Origin of the sequence: Cupriavidus yeoncheonensis (assembly GCF_905397275.1) — a bacterium.
GTDB lineage: Bacteria > Pseudomonadota > Gammaproteobacteria > Burkholderiales > Burkholderiaceae > Cupriavidus > Cupriavidus yeoncheonensis.
On sequence record NZ_CAJPUY010000009.1, the window covers coordinates 219,266 to 234,876 of the forward strand.

Sequence of the window (15,611 nt, forward strand, 5' to 3'; positions counted from 1 at the left end):
CCAGTACAATAAGCCTCATGGATTCCTCCCTCATTCAGACCTTTGCCGTCTATGCCCTGCCGGTGCTGTTCGCAATCACGCTGCACGAGGCGTCGCACGGCTACGTGGCCAAGCACTTCGGCGACACCACGGCCTATGCGCTGGGACGCGTCAGCCTGAACCCGGCGCGGCACATCGATCCGATCGGCACCATTGCCGTGCCGCTGCTGCTGTATCTGCTGACGAGCGGACAGTTCGTATTCGGGTATGCAAAGCCGGTACCGGTCGATTTCAGCCGGCTGCGCAACCCGCGCTGGCACGGCATGTGGGTGGCGCTGGCCGGCCCCGCCAGCAATGTCGTGCAGGCTTTCCTGTGGGCGCTGATCGCGATCGGGCTGGCCTGGGGACGTGTGTCCGAGCCGTTCTTCAGTGAAATGGCGCGCGCCGGCGTGCTGGTCAACCTGGTGGTGGCCGCATTCAACCTGTTCCCGATTCCGCCGCTGGACGGCGGCCGCGTGCTGACCGCGCTGCTGCCGCCGCGCGTGGCCTATTCGGTGTCGCGCATCGAGCCGTACGGCATTTTCGTCGTCCTGGCCCTGGTGGCGGCCGGCGTGATCACCTCGGTCTGGATGCGGCCGGTGATCAACCTGCTCAGTTCGGTGGTGGAGCTGATGCTGCGGCCGATCATCATGCTGCTGCAGTAGGGTGCCCGTCCATGCTCGCTCACGCGCCGACCGGCGCTCCGTCTGAATGGGTCACGCGCTGGGCCCATCTCGTGCGCCCGGCTGGCCGGGTACTCGACCTCGCATGCGGCAGTGGCCGGCATGCGCGCTGGTTTGCCGGGCGCGGCCATGCGGTGGTCGGTGTCGATCGCGATGCCGAAGCCGTTGCGGCGCTGCCGGCGCCTGTCGCAGGGCGCGTGGAAGACCTCGAGCAGGGCGCATGGCCGCTTGCCGACGAGGCGCCGTTCGATGCCGTCATCGTCACCAATTACCTCCACCGCCCGCTGTGGACCGATCTGGCCGACGCGCTCGCACCCGGCGGAGTCCTGCTGTATGAGACCTTTGCCAGCGGAAACGAGACCGTCGGCAAGCCTTCGCGGCCAGATTTCCTGCTTCAACCCGGCGAATTGCTGGAAGTGGCGCGCATGCATGGCCTGCGTGTGATCGGCTATGAGGATGGCGTGCTTGAAGTGCCCAGAACGGCGTTTGTGCAACGCCTGTGTGCCGTACGCGAGGTGCCGAAAACGGCGGCTGACAGCGCTCCGCCACGGTACCGGCTGCCGGCCTGAAGTGACGCTCCACCTGTCCGCGAGAATGGCGCTTCACACGTTGATACGCCTGATGTAATCCCTTGTCGGAACATAAGTCGGAGCGGCCGGCGGTTCCGGTACAATCCTGCTATTCGCATCCCGAATTCCCTAACGTTATGACACAGATTACCGGCAGCATTGTTGCCATCGTCACCCCGATGCATGAGGACGGCAGCCTGGACTATCCGGCACTGCGGGCCCTCGTCGACTGGCACGTGGCCGAGGGCACCGATGCCATCGTGATCGTTGGCACCACCGGCGAATCGCCCACCGTCACGGTGGACGAGCACTGCGAACTGATTCGCGTGGCGGTGGAGCAGGCTGGCAAGCGGATTCCCATCATCGCCGGTACCGGCGGCAACTCGACCAATGAAGCCATCGAGCTGACGGCCTTCGCCAAGAAGGTTGGTGCCGATGCCTCGCTGCAGGTCGTGCCGTACTACAACAAGCCGACCCAGGAAGGCATGTACCGGCATTTCCGCACCATCGCCGAGGCGGTGGATCTGCCCGTGATGCTGTACAACGTGCCGGGCCGCACGGTCGCGGACATGAACAACGACACCATCCTGCGCCTGGCGCAGGTGCCTGGCATCGTCGGGGTGAAGGAAGCGACCGGCAACATCGACCGCGCCGCGCAACTGATCAAGGACGCCCCGGAGGGTTTTGCGATCTACAGCGGCGACGATCCCACTGCCGTGGCGCTGATCCTGCTGGGTGGTCAGGGCAATATCTCGGTCACGGCCAACGTGGCGCCGCGCAAGATGCACGAGATGTGCGCGGCCGCGCTCAAGGGCGACGTAGTCACCGCGCGCCGCCTGCACATGGAACTGATCGAGCTGAACCAGGCCATGTTCTGTGAGGCCAACCCGATTCCGGTCAAGTGGGCACTGCAGCAGATGGGCAAGATGGAAGGCGGCATCCGCCTCCCGCTCACGCCGCTGTCCGAGTCCAATCACGAGACCGTGCGCAAGGCACTGGCCGCCGCCGGCCTGCTGCGCTGATTTCCGGCGCACCCGTGCCGCTCTATCAACTAGGATTGCGTGTCAATGAAACTCAAGCTTAACCGCCGTGGCGCGATGCAAGTCCGCCGCGCCGCATTGGTTGTGCCCGTGCTTGCCGCAGGCGTGATCACGGGCTGCAGCAGCATCAATGAAGCGATGCAGCCGGACAAGATCGACTACAAGTCGTCGGCCTCCAAGCGTACCCCGTCACTGGATATCCCGCCGGACCTGACCAAGCTGGAAGGCGATCGCCGCTACTCCGTGCCCGACCAGAGCGGCACGTCGACGCTGTCGAACTACAGCCAGGCGACCAAGACCCGCGAAGCCTCGCCGACCGAAAACGTCCTGCCTTCGGCGCAGGGCGTTCGCATGGAGCGTGACGGCAACCAGCGCTGGCTGGTGATCAGCAACGGCATGCGTGCCGACCAGCTGTGGCAGTCGCTGCGCGGCTTCTGGCAGGAAAGCGGTTTCCTGCTGGTCCAGGATTCCCCTGAGACCGGCATCATGGAAACCGACTGGGCGGAGAACCGCGCCAAGATTCCGCAGGACATTATCCGCAATACCATTGGCAAGGTGTTCGACGGCCTGTACTCGACGTCGGAGCGCGACAAGTTCCGCACGCGTGTCGAGCGCTCGCAGAACGGCACGCTCGAGGTCTTCATCAGCCATCGCGGCGCGCAGGAGCAGCTGACCGGTGTCGACAAGTCGACCACGGTCTGGACGCCGCGTCCGGCCGATCCGGAACTGGAAGCCGAATTCCTCTCGCGCCTGGCACAACGCCTGGGCGTGCAGAAGGAGCAGGCCAACCAGATGGCAAAGAACCCGGCGCCGGCTGGCAGCAGCGCAGCGGCGGGCGCCGCCGCAGCAGCCACCGGCGCGGCGGCAGCTGGTGCGGCCGCCGCGGGCGACGCTTCCTCGGCAGCCGGCAAGTCCTACCTGGCGCAGGTCAACGGCGCTCCGGCGCTGCAGTTGCCCGAGCCGTTCGACCGTGCCTGGCGTGCTGTAGGCCTGTCGCTCGATCGCGTGAACTTCACCGTGGAAGACCGCGACCGCGCCCAGGGCCTGTACTACGTGCGCTATGTCGATCCGCGTACCAGCGTCGACAGCCGTGGCTTCTTCTCCAAGCTGTTCACCAAGCCGGATGATCCGAAGACTGCCAAGAAGTATCGCGTGGCGCTCAAGGGCACCGGATCGGGCACGCTCGTGACGGTGCTCAACGAAGCTGGCCAGCCGGAGAACGGCGAAGTCGGCAAGCGCATCCTCTCGCTGCTCGACGAGCAACTCCACTGACGGCTCGCGTGCAGACGGATCGAACGGGCCATCCGGCCCGGTTTGCACGGCATGCAATGAGGCGGGCGCAGGCATGATGCGCTTTGCCTTTCTTGGCAGCGGCAGCGAGGGCAACTCGCTGCTGGTCGAATCCCGCGAAGGAACCACCACCCGTATCCTGCTGGACTGCGGCTTCGGCATCCGCGAGACCGCCAGGCGCCTCGAGCGCCTGGGCGTCACGCCGGACCAGCTCGACGCCGTGCTGGTGACGCACGAGCACGGCGATCATGTTGGCTCTGCCTATGCTTTCGCGGCGCGTCATGGCCTGACCGTACACACCAGTCATGGCACATGGCTGGCGACCTGCCATTTGCGGGGCGCCAACGCGGCCGATGTCCGTGTCTGTGCCGCCGACCATGTCTTCAGCATCGGCGGCCTACAGGTGTTGCCCTATACCGTGCCACACGATGCGCGCGAGCCCTTGCAGTTTGTCCTGTCCGACGGGGAGGCCCGTCTTGGTGTGTTGACCGATATCGGCATGGAAACGCCTTATGTCACGGCGCGCCTGTCGGGTGTCGATTCGCTGGTGCTCGAATGCAACCACGACCGCGAGATGCTGCGCAATTCGGTCTACCCGGCTTCACTCAAGCGACGCATTGGCGGCGACTTCGGTCATCTGGCCAATGAGGTCGCAGCCAGCATCCTTGCGCAGGTGGCCCATGGCGGACTGAACCGCGTGGTCGCGGCGCACCTCAGCAAGCAGAACAATACGGTGGAACTGGCCACGGCCGCGTTGGCATCGGCACTCGGCGCCTTGCCGTCGGACGTGCTGGTGGCGGATCAGGAGGCGGGGCTGGACTGGCAGTCAGTCCGCGGATGAGGTGCCGCTGCAAGCGGCGCAGAAACAAAAAAACCGACCCGAAGGTCGGTTTTTTTGTTGGTACGAAGCAATTACTGCTTGGCAGCCGGGGCCGAAGCATCAGCAGCCGCAGCCGAGGCTTCTGCAGCCGGGGCCGATGCTTCTGCAGCCGGAGCGGCCGGGGCTTCAGCGGCGGGAGCCGAAGCTTCAGCGGCGGGGGCAGCAGCAGCCGGAGCGGCGGTGTCAGCGGCCGGAGCGGCAGCTTCTTCCTTCTTGCCGCAAGCGGCGAGAGCAACAGCGGCCAGCAGCGATGCGATCAGGAGAGACTTCTTCATTGTTCGTCCTTTAACTTGTAATAACCAAAAAAACAGGCGATGAATAATTACCGGTAATTATCGCTCTTGAACTGCAAAATAGAGGCTCTCCCGGTGCCGACAAAATGCAGTGGTACACAGTACTAGCCAGCCGACGATTATATCCGCGTTTTCCCGGCTTGTGTAGCGTCGAAATTTACGGAATTGCAATGTTACGCATTATTACAGTGCCGCCGGTGACAACTGCAGCCAGCCCTCCAGCGTCCAGTGATGGAACGTGTCGAGCAGGTCAGGCAGTTCTGCGCATGCCTTGATTTCCGCAGCGGAGAGTTGCCGATAATCGGCCAGCCTGTGCAGCCAGCGTGCCAGTTCGGGCGGCGGCTCATAAGCTTCGCCGTTCAGGAAGAAATGCGTGCCGTCATAGAGAGCAATCGAGCCGGGGGCCAATACGACCCCGTGCGTGCGCGCGAGCTTTGCGTACTGGCGCATCGGGATATCGGGCACTTCCGCGAACTCGACCGTAGGCTTGGGTTCGGACAGGTAGGTGCCGAGGAATTCCGACACCATCGCGCTGTTCCATTGCAGGGCCTTGAGACGCTGCGCGACAGCCTTTGCCATGCCCGCGGGCAAATGCGCGGGATTCTTTGCGGCGCGCTCGCCGGGGTCCGCATAGCGGCCGCCGAGGTCTTCGTTGTCTTCCACCGTTTCGGAAAGCCAGGCCAGGAAATGACCCGCGAGCTCGCGATAGGCGGGGGCGCGGAAGCCGATCGAGCAGGTCATGCATTCGCCTTCGGCAGTGCCATCGTGTGCGTACTGCGGCGGCAGGTAGAGCATGTCGCCGGGTTCCAGTACCCATTCCTCTTCGGCGCTGAAGTCGGCCAGGATCTTCAGCGGAAGGTTCGGCAGCAGGTCGAGCTTCGTCTGCGACGAGATGCGCCAGCGGCGCCGGCCCGAAACCTGCAGCAGGAACACGTCGTAGGAATCAAAGTGCGGGCCGACGCCGCCGCCGTCGGTGGCGTAGCTGATCATCAGGTCGTCCAGGCGGGCGTCGGGCACGAAGCGGAACTGGCCCATCAGGTCCGCGGCGGCCGTGTCATGGAGGTTGACACCCTGCACCAGCAGGGTCCACTGTTTCGCCTTGAGGGACGGCAGGTTTTCGGCGGCAAAGGGACCTTGTTCGAGCTTCCATCTGTTGCGAAAGTGCGTCACCAGGCGCGACTCGACTTCGTTCCGGTCGGCCAGTGACAAAAGCGCCTCGCGCGACACAGGCGGCACGATTCCAGGAAACGCCTGTCGAATCAGGAGCGGTTTGCGTTGCCAGATATCACGCATGAATGCAGCGGGCGTCATGCCACCGAGAAGGCCGAGCGGTGCATCCGGATCGACGGGGCCAGGTGGTAGAGCGTGCGCGTATAATGCGGAATCGTTCATGGAGTCAAGAATTGAAAATCGCTAAGAACACGGTGGTGTCCGTGATGTACAAGCTGTCGGATACGCAAGGCAATCTGATCGAGGAATCGGATGAGGCCATGGTCTACTTGCACGGCGGCTATGATGGCACGTTCCCCAAGATCGAGGAAGCACTCGACGGCCACGACACTGGCTTCGAAACCCAGTTGCAGCTGGAGCCCGAAGACGCGTTTGGCGACTATGACGCCGACCTCGTCAAGGTCGAGCCGCGCGACCGTTTCCCCGAGCCGCTCGAAGTCGGCATGCAGTTCGAAGGCATGCCCGAAGATGGCGATGACGAAGACTCCGTCATCTACACCGTGACCGACGTGGCCGAAGACAAGGTGGTGCTCGACGGCAACCATCCGTTGGCCGGCATGGCGCTGCGCTTCTGGCTGAAGGTGTCGGAAGTGCGTGAAGCCACGGCCGAGGAAATCGAGCATGGCCATGCGCACGGCGCCTCGGGTGTCGAAGTGGTTGACGAAGACGAGGACGACACGCCGCGCACGCTGCACTGACGCCTTGCAGTCTTGATCTCAGCAAAAGAGCCGGATATTCCGGCTCTTTTTGCATTTGAGAGGCTAGCCGGCTAGCTGCCGACCCCATCCTTCAGCACCACCGCGAAAGGCGAGGACGCCTGCGGCGTCACGATCAGCTCAGTCCACTGTGCTGCCGTGCCGGCCGGCAACGCGACGCGCATGAAGCTCGCTATCGGCTTGCCTGCCGCGTCGCGCAGCGGCTTGTCGGTGTAGAAGCCATTGCTGCCGGCATGAACGAGCAGCACCTGCCCGCGGTAGCGTCCGGCGAGTTCGCGCAATTGCCGCTTGAACTCCAGGTAGCCGTCACGCGGGCGGCGGCGCATGAAGCCGTCGAGCAACGTCGGCTTGCCGCGTTTTTCCCAGCCGTTGCCGAACTGCGGATCGCCATGCGCGATGATGACGATGCCGGTCATGCCGCGCTGCTGCGCGAGCGAAAACGCGCGCGCCAGCCACTGGTGGTTGGCTTCGCGCCGGTCCTCGAACTCGCCGTTGCGGCCCCCTTCGCTGCGGTAGTGGTTGTTGTCGCCGGGAAGGTTCAGGCCGACCAGCAGGACGTTGCCGAAGCTGAGCCGCACGTTTTCGCGGAAGCTGCGGAACATTGCCTGGTCAGACTGCCGCACCACGGGGCGCGGATGCTTGCCGAGCGTGGCGTCTTCCGGGAAGAACAATTCGCGCAGGCGGTTGAGCCGCTCCACGGCATCGAAGTTGCCATTGACCGGCTGGTGGCATTCCGCCCAGTCGGTTTCGCCCGGCACATACAGCAGTGGCAGCGGCGACTGGTCGAGCAGGTGTTGCCTGGCCTGCAGGACCGCATCGCCGCATGACTCCGTATCGCCCTTGATGCCGCCCGCGTGGACCACCAGGTCGAGCTTGCGCTCGGCCAGATGGTCGAGCAGGGTGGCCACGCGCTCTTCGGCGGCCGGCCATTGCGGCAGGTCCGACAGCAATGCGATGCGGATGGTCGCTGGCGGGGGCGCAGGCTTGCCTGCGCGGCGCACCGGTTCCGCGGCGGACACCGACATGGCCGTCAGCAAAGGCAGCAAGGCGGCAAGCACGAAAGGCCGGCCGCGCGGCCGGCTGCCCGAAGCGTTCATGCGGCGTCGACAGCCTCGTCCGCCAGCATCTTGAGCCGGTAGAGCGCGTCCAGGGCAGCCCGTGGCGTGAGGCTGTCGGGATCCAGGTCTGCGAGTGCGTCCAGCACGGCGGCCTGCTCCGGTGGCAGCGTGCCAGCGCGCACGCCGGTTGCGGCGGTGGCGTGTTCGTCCTCGTCGCTGATATCCGGAGTCGGCGGCGGGGCAAACAGGTCCAGCTGCGGGGTAGGCGTGGCCTCGGCCGACTGCTGCTCGAGCCATGCCAGGTGCTTGCGCGCCGCGCGGATCACGGGCTGAGGCACGCCGGCGAGTTGAGCGACCTGCAGGCCGTAGCTCTGGCTGGCCGGGCCGTCCTGCACGGCATGCAGGAAGACGATACCGTCGCCATGCTCCACGGCCGAGAGATGCACGTTGGCCGCCTGTGGGAATTCCTGCGGCAGTTGCGTGAGCTCGAAATAGTGGGTGGCAAACAGTGTGTGGCTGCGGTTGTGCGACAGCAGGTGACGCGCGATGGCCCATGCCAGCGCCAGCCCGTCGAAGGTCGAGGTACCGCGGCCGATCTCGTCCATCAGCACCAGGCTGGCAGGCGTGGCATGGTGCAGTATGCCTGCCGCCTCGGTCATCTCGACCATGAACGTGGAGCGCCCGCCGGCCAGGTCGTCTGCCGCGCCGATGCGCGTGAAGATCCGGTCCACCGGGCCGATCACGGCACGCCGGGCCGGCACGTAGGCACCCACGCAGGCGAGCAGTACGATCAGCGCGGTCTGGCGCATGAAGGTCGACTTGCCGCCCATGTTCGGACCGGTGATCAGCAGGAGCTTGCGCGCCTCGTTAAGCTGGCAGTCGTTGGCGATGAAGGGCACCGATTCAGCGGCAAGCTGGCCTTCCACCACCGGGTGGCGGCCCTGCACGATGTCGATCACGTTCTCGGAAACACGCTCGGGGCATGACCAGTCCAGCGTCTGGGCGCGCTCGGCCAGGGCCGCGAGCACGTCAAGACGCGCCAGCGCGCCGGCCACGCGCTGGAGCTCCCCGATATGCGGCAGCAGCGCCTGGAGCAGGCCGTCATAGAGCTGCTTCTCGCGTGCCAGCGCACGGTCCTGCGCCGACAGCGCCTTGTCCTCGAAGGCCTTCAGTTCAGGCGTGATGTAGCGCTCGGCATTCTTCAGCGTCTGCCGCCGGCGGTAGTCGTCCGGCACCTTGTCGGCCTGGCCGTTGGTGACTTCGATGTAGAAGCCGTGCACGCGGTTGTATTCCACGCGCAGGTTGGCGATGCCCGTGCGCGTGCGCTCGCGGGCTTCCAGGTCGACCAGGAACTGGCCGCAGTTTTCCGAGATATCGCGCAGCTCATCCAGTTCGGCGTCGTAACCGCGCGCGATCACGCCGCCGTCACGGATGACCGTGGCGGGCTCCTCGGCGACAGAGGAGACCAGCAGGTCCAGGCAGGCCTGCGGCACGCCAAGCTCGGCCAGCGTCAGCGACAGCAGCGAGCTGTCAGGCTCGGCCGGGAGGCAGGCTCGCACGTGGGGCAGCGCGCGCAGCGTATCGCGCAGCGACGACAGGTCGCGCGGGCGCGCGTTCAGCAGCGCCAGGCGCGAGGTGATGCGCTCCACGTCGGCCAGCTTGCGCAGCCCGCTGCGCAGGTCCTCGATGCCGTGGTCGATCAGTGCGCCGATGGCCTGCTGGCGTGCCCGCGGCAGGGCCGGATCGCGCAGCGGATGATGCAGCCAGTGACGCAGTGCACGGCTGCCCATGGTGGTGGCGCAGGTGTCGAGCAGCGAGAACAACGTGGGCGATTCGCCGCCGCGCAACGTTTCGGTCAACTCCAGGTTGCGGCGCGTGGCGGAGTCCAGTCCGACGAATTCCGATTCCCGTTCGACCTTGATTTCGCGTACATGTCGCAGCGACTGGCCTTGCGTGGTTGCTGCATAGTTCAGCAGCGCCCCTGCCGCGCCGATCGCAGCGCCCAGGCCGGCGCAGCCGAACGGTTCCAGGCTGGCCACGCCAAGTTGCTCCAGCAGGCGGCGCGTAGCGGCGTCCTGGTCGAAATGCCACTCCGGCAGGCGCGTGCGCGCGCACGCAACGGCCGGCAGTTCGATGCCGTCCGCATAGAGCAGTTCGGCCGGGCGGATGCGTTCGAGTTCGCGCGCCAGCTGCGCCGCTTCGCATTCCATCAGCCGCAGTTCGCCGCTCGCCAGGTTGAGCCAGGCCAGGCCCGTCTTGCTGACGCCGCGGCGCGTGGTCTGCTGGTGCACGGCCATCAGGAAGGTATCGATCTTGTCCGGCAGCAGCGCGGCATCGGTCAGCGTGCCCGGCGTGACGATGCGAACCACCTTGCGCTCGACCGGCCCCTTGCTCGCGGCCGGATCGCCGATCTGTTCGCAGATCGCCACGGATTCGCCAAGCTTGACCAGCTTGGCGAGGTACTGGTCCGCGGAGTGGAATGGAATCCCGGCCATGCGGATCGGCACCCCGTTCGAGCTGCCACGCGCGGTCAGCGTGATGTCGAGCAAGCGCGCGGCTTTTTCGGCGTCGTCGTGGAACAGCTCATAGAAATCGCCCATCCGGTAGAAGAGGAGGGTTTCCGGATGGTCCGCCTTGATGCGTAAATATTGCTGCATCATGGGCGTGTGCTTCTCCGCAAGGGGTTTTGCAACTTCCTGATTCACTTCGATTTTCTCCTGCATTCCCTTGTCTGGCATGGCCTTGCGGCAACTCGGGCAACGCCTTGCGCACAGCGTTGCGGGTCGTTGCCGTCTCTTCGTCGGCATGTGATTCCGCGGCGTGCGGATGCGGCCCGGTTTGTGTCCGGGCGGCCAAAGCAGGGAGTTTACCGCAGGCGGGCTTGTGGCCGCAGTGGGCGAGGCGGGGAAATCGTGGTGAGGACCGGCATGGCGGCCGCCATGCCGGAGTCCGCCGTGGAAACCGGCGGCGGGAAGGGCGCTGATGCGGTATCAGCGGAACACGAGCACGGGGACCGCGCTGTGCGTCAGGACCTTCTGTGTCTCGCTGCCGAGCAGCAGGCCGGCTATACCGCTGCGACCATGCGAGGCCATGAAGATGACGTCGCAGCCGAGATCCTGCGCACTGTTGATGATCCCGCGGAACGGCGCGGCGGCCGTGGAGACGTGGCCGGTGCACGGCACGCCGGCCAATGCCGCGGCGGCCTCGACGCGCGACAGTTCCTGCCTGGCGGCAGCCTCGACACGTTGCTTGAATACGTCCCGCATTTCGTGGCTGGAATCGGTCGACAGGACGTAGGGATATTCTTCCACGCACATATAGGGCGTCAGCCGGGCGCCGGTCGCGCGCGCGAACTCGATGGCGGCGGAAACTGCCTTGTGCGAAAGATCGGAGCCATCAACCGGGAGCAGGACGTGCTTGAACATGGATTGCCTTTCAAAGACGGAAGGGTAAGAGGGATGGGTGGTCAGTTGGCGATCGCGCGTCCGACGATCAGCGGATCGGGCTGTCCGATCGCGGTGGTGTCGCGGTTGGCGTAAGGGAAGCGGGAAAGGATGAAGCGCAGCGCGTTCAGTCGTGCCCGCTTCTTGCAGTCGGAACGGATGATCGTCCAGGGCGCGTCGGCCGTGTCCGTATGCGCGAACATCGCTTCCTTGGCGCGGGTGTAGGCTTCCCACTTGTCGAGCGAGGCGATGTCGACCGGACTCAGCTTCCATTGCTTGAGCGGATGGACTTCGCGCTCCTTGAAGCGCCGGCGCTGCTCGTGCCGGCTGACCGAGAACCAGAACTTGAACAGGTGGATCCCGCTGCGGACCAGGTGGCGCTCGAATTCGGGCGCCTGCTGCAGGAAGTCCTGGTACTGCTGCGGCGAGCAGAAGCCCATCACGTGCTCGACGCCGGCGCGGTTGTACCACGAGCGGTCGAACAGCACGATTTCGCCGGCCGATGGCAGGTGCTGCACGTAGCGCTGGAAGTACCACTGGCCGCGCTCCGATTCGGTCGGCTTCTCGAGTGCCACCACGCGGGCGCCGCGCGGATTCATGTGTTCCATGAAGCGTTTGATGGTGCCGCCCTTGCCGGCCGCGTCGCGGCCTTCGAATACGATCACCACGCGCTGGCCGGTCTCGCGCACCCAGGCCTGCAGCTTCAGGAGTTCCACCTGCAGGCGGTACTTCTGCTTCTCGTAATTGCGGCGCGACATCAGGTTCTGGTACGGATAGGCACCTTCGCGCCAGCCGGCCGAGAGTTCCTCGTCGGGGTGCCGTTTCCTGCCGGACTGCCAGGCGCCGGGATCGCCTTCGAGGATCAGGCTGCGCAACTGCCCGGCCTCGTCTGGCGACAGCCCGTCCATCAGGGTGCGGATGGCGTCGAGCACGCCGTCGTTATCCTGCTGGGACATGACGTCCTGCAGGCTGCTGGCCGCGAGCTGGACGGCCGCGTCGACGGCATCGTTCACTTCATTGCGTTCGGCCGAGCGGGCGGTATTGGTGGGCAGCACGTCGCCGCGGGCGGCGGCGCGGACTGCGCCGGGCGAGGTGTCGTTGTGGAGGGTTCCTGCCATGTCAGGCGTGCGCCTTGCGCAGGATGGCGTAGAGCTGATCCTTGAGCTGGAGCTTTTCCTTCTTGAGGCGTTCGATCTCCAGCGGAGTGCCGGGCACGATGCCGGCTTCCATGTTGCGGATTTCCTGGTCGAGCTGATTGTGCCGGGTGAACAGCCGCGCGAAATGGGCGTCCTGGGTCTTCAGCAGCGAAATCTGGTCGCGGTACTCGGGGAACATACTGGCCTCCTCAAAAAGGTGCATCAACATGCCTATTCTGAGGAACCTGGGGGGCGATGGTCTTGACCTGGATCATCGCGGCCCTGACGTTGCCGGCCGGGCGCAAAAACAAAAACGCCCGCCGGGCTGGCGGGCGTCTGGCAGGCGGAACGCGCTCAGATCGTGGCGGGCCTGGCGTTGTCGAGCGAGTACGGGGACAGCAGGCGGACCATCTGGGCAAACGCCTTCGGGTTGCCTGCCAGGACTTCGCCTTGCTCCAACTGGCGCGCTTCGCCGGCATAGTTGCCGACCAGGCCGCCCGATTCGGAGATCAGCAGCATGCCGGCGGCCATATCCCACGGCTTCAGGCCGCTTTCGAAGAAGCCGTCCAGGCGGCCGCAGGCCACGTAGGCCAGATCCAGCGCGGCGGCGCCCGGGCGGCGCAGGCCGGCGCAGCTGCGCGTCATCAGCGCGAAGATCTCCAGGTACTCTTCCACGCCCTCCAGGTCGCGGAACGGGAAGCCGGTGCCGATCAGGCAGTCGGCCAGCTTGTCGCGGCGCGTTACGCGGATGCGGCGGTTGTTCAGGAACGCGCCGGCGCCCTTGGAAGCGGTGAACAGCTCGTCGCGGGTCGGATCATAGACCACTGCCTGCGTCGGCACGCCGCGATGCAGCTGGGCAATGGATACCGCGTACTGAGGGAAGCCGTGGATGAAGTTGGTGGTGCCGTCGAGCGGATCGATGACCCAGGTGTACTCGTGGTTGTCTTCGCCCTCGGCCCAGGACTGGCCGGACTCTTCCGCTAGAATGGCGTGTTCGGGGTAGGCCGTGCGGATGATCTCGATGATGGCCGCTTCGGCAGCCTTGTCGACCTCGGTCACGAAATCGTTGTGTTGCTTGCGCGAGACGCGCACCAGATCGACGTCGATCGACGCGCGGTTGATGATGGAACCTGCCTTGCGGGCCGCCTTGATGGCGATATTGAGCATCGGATGCATGAATCTCTCCAGGCCGGCCGGAACCTCGCGGCGGCGCGAACAGATTCGCGCACCGAGCCCCCGGCAGCTGACAACACAACGAATTGTAGAAGAACGTGGGGCGTCGCCATATGTGCCGCAAGCTTCTCGCGAGCAGGCAAAATATCGGCGCCGCGCCAAAAATGAAGCTGAATTGTATATGAATCCGGCAAACGACACGAGCCAGGCCGTCGGAACGGCCACAGCGACCACGCCCGCGGACGGGATGTTCGCCCGCGTGCGCTTTGTATTGGTGGAGACCAGCCACCCCGGCAATGTCGGCTCGGTGGCGCGCGCCATCAAGACCATGGGCTTCGGCAGCCTGGTGCTGGTTTCGCCACGCGAGCCGGCCGTGCGTGAACATCCGGACGCGGTGGCCATGGCCAGCGGCGCCGATGACGTGCTGGCCGGCGCGGTGATCGTCGACAGCATCGAGGCCGCGCTGGAGGGTGCCACGCAGACCGTGGCCATGACCGCGCGACAGCGCGAGTTCGGCCCGCCGCGCGTGCTGCCGCGCGACGCCGCTGCGCGCGGCGCCGCAGCACTGGCCACGCGCGCCGAAGACGAAGTCGCGTTCGTGTTCGGCAACGAGCGCTATGGCCTGCCCAACGAAGTCGTCGAGCGCTGCGCGGCGGTGACGCATATCCCGGCCAATCCCGCCTATACCTCGCTCAACCTGGCCCAGGCGGTGCAGCTCATCGCGTACGAGATGCGCCTGGCGTTGCTGGATCGCGTGCAAGGCGCGCCGGACGACAGTGGCAATATCGGCTATGCTGGTGAGCCGGCAACGGCGGAGCAGGTCGAATCGATGTTCGGACACCTGCAGCAGGGGCTGGAAGCGATCGGCTTCCTCGATCCCGGCAATCCGCGCAAGCTGATGTCGCGCCTGCGGCGTCTGCTGGCCCGTGCGGGGCTGGAGCGCGAGGAAGTGAATATCCTGCGCGGTATTGCCAAGCACATGCTGGTGGCGGTGCGAAAGAGTACCGGCAAGCCAGAGCAATCCGGGCCGGCAGCGCCGTCCCGGCAAGAGGAGCACTGAACGGTGGCGCACAACCCGGCCCAGGTCCCGCATTTTCCCGCAGCGATGCGCCATGGCGCGCGCAGTCCGGGGGCTGGCCGCGTGCAGCTGTCCGGGCGATGTTGAACACGCGTCGAAGCCAATGACCCTGGCGGCATCGGGGCAGCAAATCTCTTACACTCCCTGATCCCGTTTTCACCGGCCAATGACCCCGCCGGCGACCGAGCCCACGGCAGATGCCGTCGTGGCCGGCGCACGGCGCGGCAACACGACACGACCAAGATGTTCTCTCGCCTGAAGGAAGATATCGACACCATCATGCTGCGCGATCCCGCCGCGCGCAGCCGCCTTGAAGTCCTGACCTGCTATCCCGGCCTGCATGCCGTGGTGTTCCACCGCTTTGCCCATACCTGCTGGAATGCCGGATTCCACTGGCTCGGGCGCTGGATCTCGCATTGGTCGCGCTTTCTCACCGGCATCGAGATTCACCCGGCGGTCAAGCTGGGCCGCCGCGTCTTTATCGACCACGGCATGGGCGTGGTGATCGGCGAAACCGCGGAGATCGGCGACGACTGCACCATCTACCAGGGCGTGACCCTGGGCGGCACGTCGCTGTACAAGGGGCAGAAGCGCCATCCGACGCTGGGCGCCAATGTGGTGGTGAGTGCCGGTGCGAAGGTGCTCGGCGGCTTCGAGGTGGGCGCTGGGGCGCGCGTCGGCTCCAATGCCGTCGTGCTCAAGCCCGTGCCGCCTGGCGCGACAGCCGTGGGCGTGCCGGCCCGCATCATCCTGGCTGATGCGCCCACATCGCAGCAAGGCGCGAAGCAGGAGTTCTCCGCGTATGGCATCACGCCCAACGCGGATGATCCGGTCTCGCTCGCGCTCAAGGGCCTGATCGACAATGCGGCCAAGCAGAACGATCGCGTCGAGGCCGTGCTGGCCGCGCTGGATCGGTTGGGCGAGCACCTGGAGAACACGCCGAACGACCGCTTCGACGCGAGCGAACTGCGCAGGTTGATGAAGTAAGCGCGGAAGCGGGAAGA

16 protein-coding genes are annotated in these 15,611 nt (G+C 65.6%); 8 read left to right on the forward strand and 8 right to left on the reverse strand.

Annotation, left to right across the window (positions count from 1 at the left end; genetic code table 11):
* The first annotated feature begins 17 nt into the window (after positions 1-17).
* The 5 genes from KHO22_RS14590 to KHO22_RS14610 all read left to right on the forward strand — a co-directional run bounded on the left by KHO22_RS14590 (position 18) and on the right by KHO22_RS14610 (position 4,441).
* Positions 18-683, forward strand: a complete 666-nt coding sequence (locus KHO22_RS14590; RefSeq protein ID WP_211947853.1) for a site-2 protease family protein — start codon at positions 18-20, stop codon at positions 681-683.
* Positions 684-694: 11 nt separating this feature from the next.
* Positions 695-1,270 (forward strand): class I SAM-dependent methyltransferase, encoded by a 576-nt coding sequence (locus KHO22_RS14595; protein WP_211947854.1) that lies wholly within the window; start codon positions 695-697, stop codon positions 1,268-1,270.
* 137 nt (positions 1,271-1,407) lie between these two features.
* On the forward strand, positions 1,408-2,292 hold the full coding sequence (gene dapA, locus KHO22_RS14600) for a 4-hydroxy-tetrahydrodipicolinate synthase (RefSeq protein WP_211947855.1): 885 nt from the start codon (positions 1,408-1,410) through the stop codon (positions 2,290-2,292).
* Between the two features lie 45 nt (positions 2,293-2,337).
* Positions 2,338-3,582 (forward strand): outer membrane protein assembly factor BamC, encoded by a 1,245-nt coding sequence (gene bamC / locus KHO22_RS14605; protein WP_211947856.1) that lies wholly within the window; start codon positions 2,338-2,340, stop codon positions 3,580-3,582.
* A gap of 73 nt (positions 3,583-3,655) precedes the next feature.
* Complete coding sequence (locus tag KHO22_RS14610; protein WP_211947857.1) at positions 3,656-4,441, forward strand: MBL fold metallo-hydrolase; 786 nt, start codon at positions 3,656-3,658, stop codon at positions 4,439-4,441.
* A 71-nt stretch (positions 4,442-4,512) separates the two neighbouring features.
* On the opposite strand, the gene KHO22_RS32475 is transcribed toward KHO22_RS14610, so the two are convergent.
* Positions 4,513-4,755: a hypothetical protein gene (locus KHO22_RS32475; RefSeq protein WP_230426873.1), complete on the reverse strand. Its 243-nt coding sequence runs from the start codon at positions 4,753-4,755 to the stop codon at positions 4,513-4,515.
* Positions 4,756-4,956: 201 nt separating this feature from the next.
* Positions 4,957-6,165 carry a ribosomal protein uL16 3-hydroxylase gene (locus KHO22_RS14615; RefSeq protein ID WP_211947858.1) on the reverse strand — a complete coding sequence of 403 codons (1,209 nt, stop codon included), beginning with the start codon at positions 6,163-6,165 and terminating at the stop codon, positions 4,957-4,959.
* Between the two features lie 11 nt (positions 6,166-6,176).
* On the opposite strand from KHO22_RS14615, the gene KHO22_RS14620 reads away from it, so the two are divergent.
* Entirely contained in the window at positions 6,177-6,701 is a 525-nt protein-coding gene (locus tag KHO22_RS14620; protein WP_211947859.1) for an FKBP-type peptidyl-prolyl cis-trans isomerase, read from the forward strand.
* A gap of 71 nt (positions 6,702-6,772) precedes the next feature.
* Here the strand turns inward: KHO22_RS14620 and KHO22_RS14625 are convergent, their stop codons facing one another.
* The 6 genes from KHO22_RS14625 to KHO22_RS14650 all read right to left on the reverse strand — a co-directional run bounded on the left by KHO22_RS14625 (position 6,773) and on the right by KHO22_RS14650 (position 13,532).
* Positions 6,773-7,816, reverse strand: coding sequence for a hypothetical protein (locus tag KHO22_RS14625; RefSeq protein ID WP_211947860.1), 1,044 nt, complete (start codon positions 7,814-7,816; stop codon positions 6,773-6,775).
* Entirely contained in the window at positions 7,813-10,437 is a 2,625-nt protein-coding gene (mutS, locus tag KHO22_RS14630; protein ID WP_420839604.1) for a DNA mismatch repair protein MutS, read from the reverse strand. Before mutS ends, KHO22_RS14625 begins: the two co-directional genes overlap by 4 nt.
* Positions 10,438-10,767: 330 nt before the next feature.
* Complete coding sequence (locus KHO22_RS14635) at positions 10,768-11,202, reverse strand: universal stress protein (RefSeq protein ID WP_211947861.1); 435 nt, start codon at positions 11,200-11,202, stop codon at positions 10,768-10,770.
* A 41-nt stretch (positions 11,203-11,243) separates the two neighbouring features.
* Positions 11,244-12,338, reverse strand: coding sequence for a polyphosphate kinase 2 (ppk2, locus tag KHO22_RS14640; RefSeq protein WP_211947862.1), 1,095 nt, complete (start codon positions 12,336-12,338; stop codon positions 11,244-11,246).
* 1 nt (position 12,339) lies between these two features.
* Positions 12,340-12,555, reverse strand: a complete 216-nt coding sequence (locus tag KHO22_RS14645) for an HP1242/YdcH family protein (RefSeq protein ID WP_211947863.1) — start codon at positions 12,553-12,555, stop codon at positions 12,340-12,342.
* A gap of 155 nt (positions 12,556-12,710) precedes the next feature.
* Positions 12,711-13,532: an inositol monophosphatase family protein gene (locus tag KHO22_RS14650; protein ID WP_211947864.1), complete on the reverse strand. Its 822-nt coding sequence runs from the start codon at positions 13,530-13,532 to the stop codon at positions 12,711-12,713.
* 178 nt (positions 13,533-13,710) lie between these two features.
* On the opposite strand from KHO22_RS14650, the gene KHO22_RS14655 reads away from it, so the two are divergent.
* Both KHO22_RS14655 and cysE read left to right on the forward strand, forming a co-directional pair.
* Positions 13,711-14,589: an RNA methyltransferase gene (locus KHO22_RS14655; protein ID WP_211947865.1), complete on the forward strand. Its 879-nt coding sequence runs from the start codon at positions 13,711-13,713 to the stop codon at positions 14,587-14,589.
* Between the two features lie 261 nt (positions 14,590-14,850).
* Positions 14,851-15,594 carry a serine O-acetyltransferase gene (gene cysE, locus KHO22_RS14660; RefSeq protein ID WP_211947866.1) on the forward strand — a complete coding sequence of 248 codons (744 nt, stop codon included), beginning with the start codon at positions 14,851-14,853 and terminating at the stop codon, positions 15,592-15,594.
* The last annotated feature ends 17 nt before the right edge of the window (positions 15,595-15,611 follow it).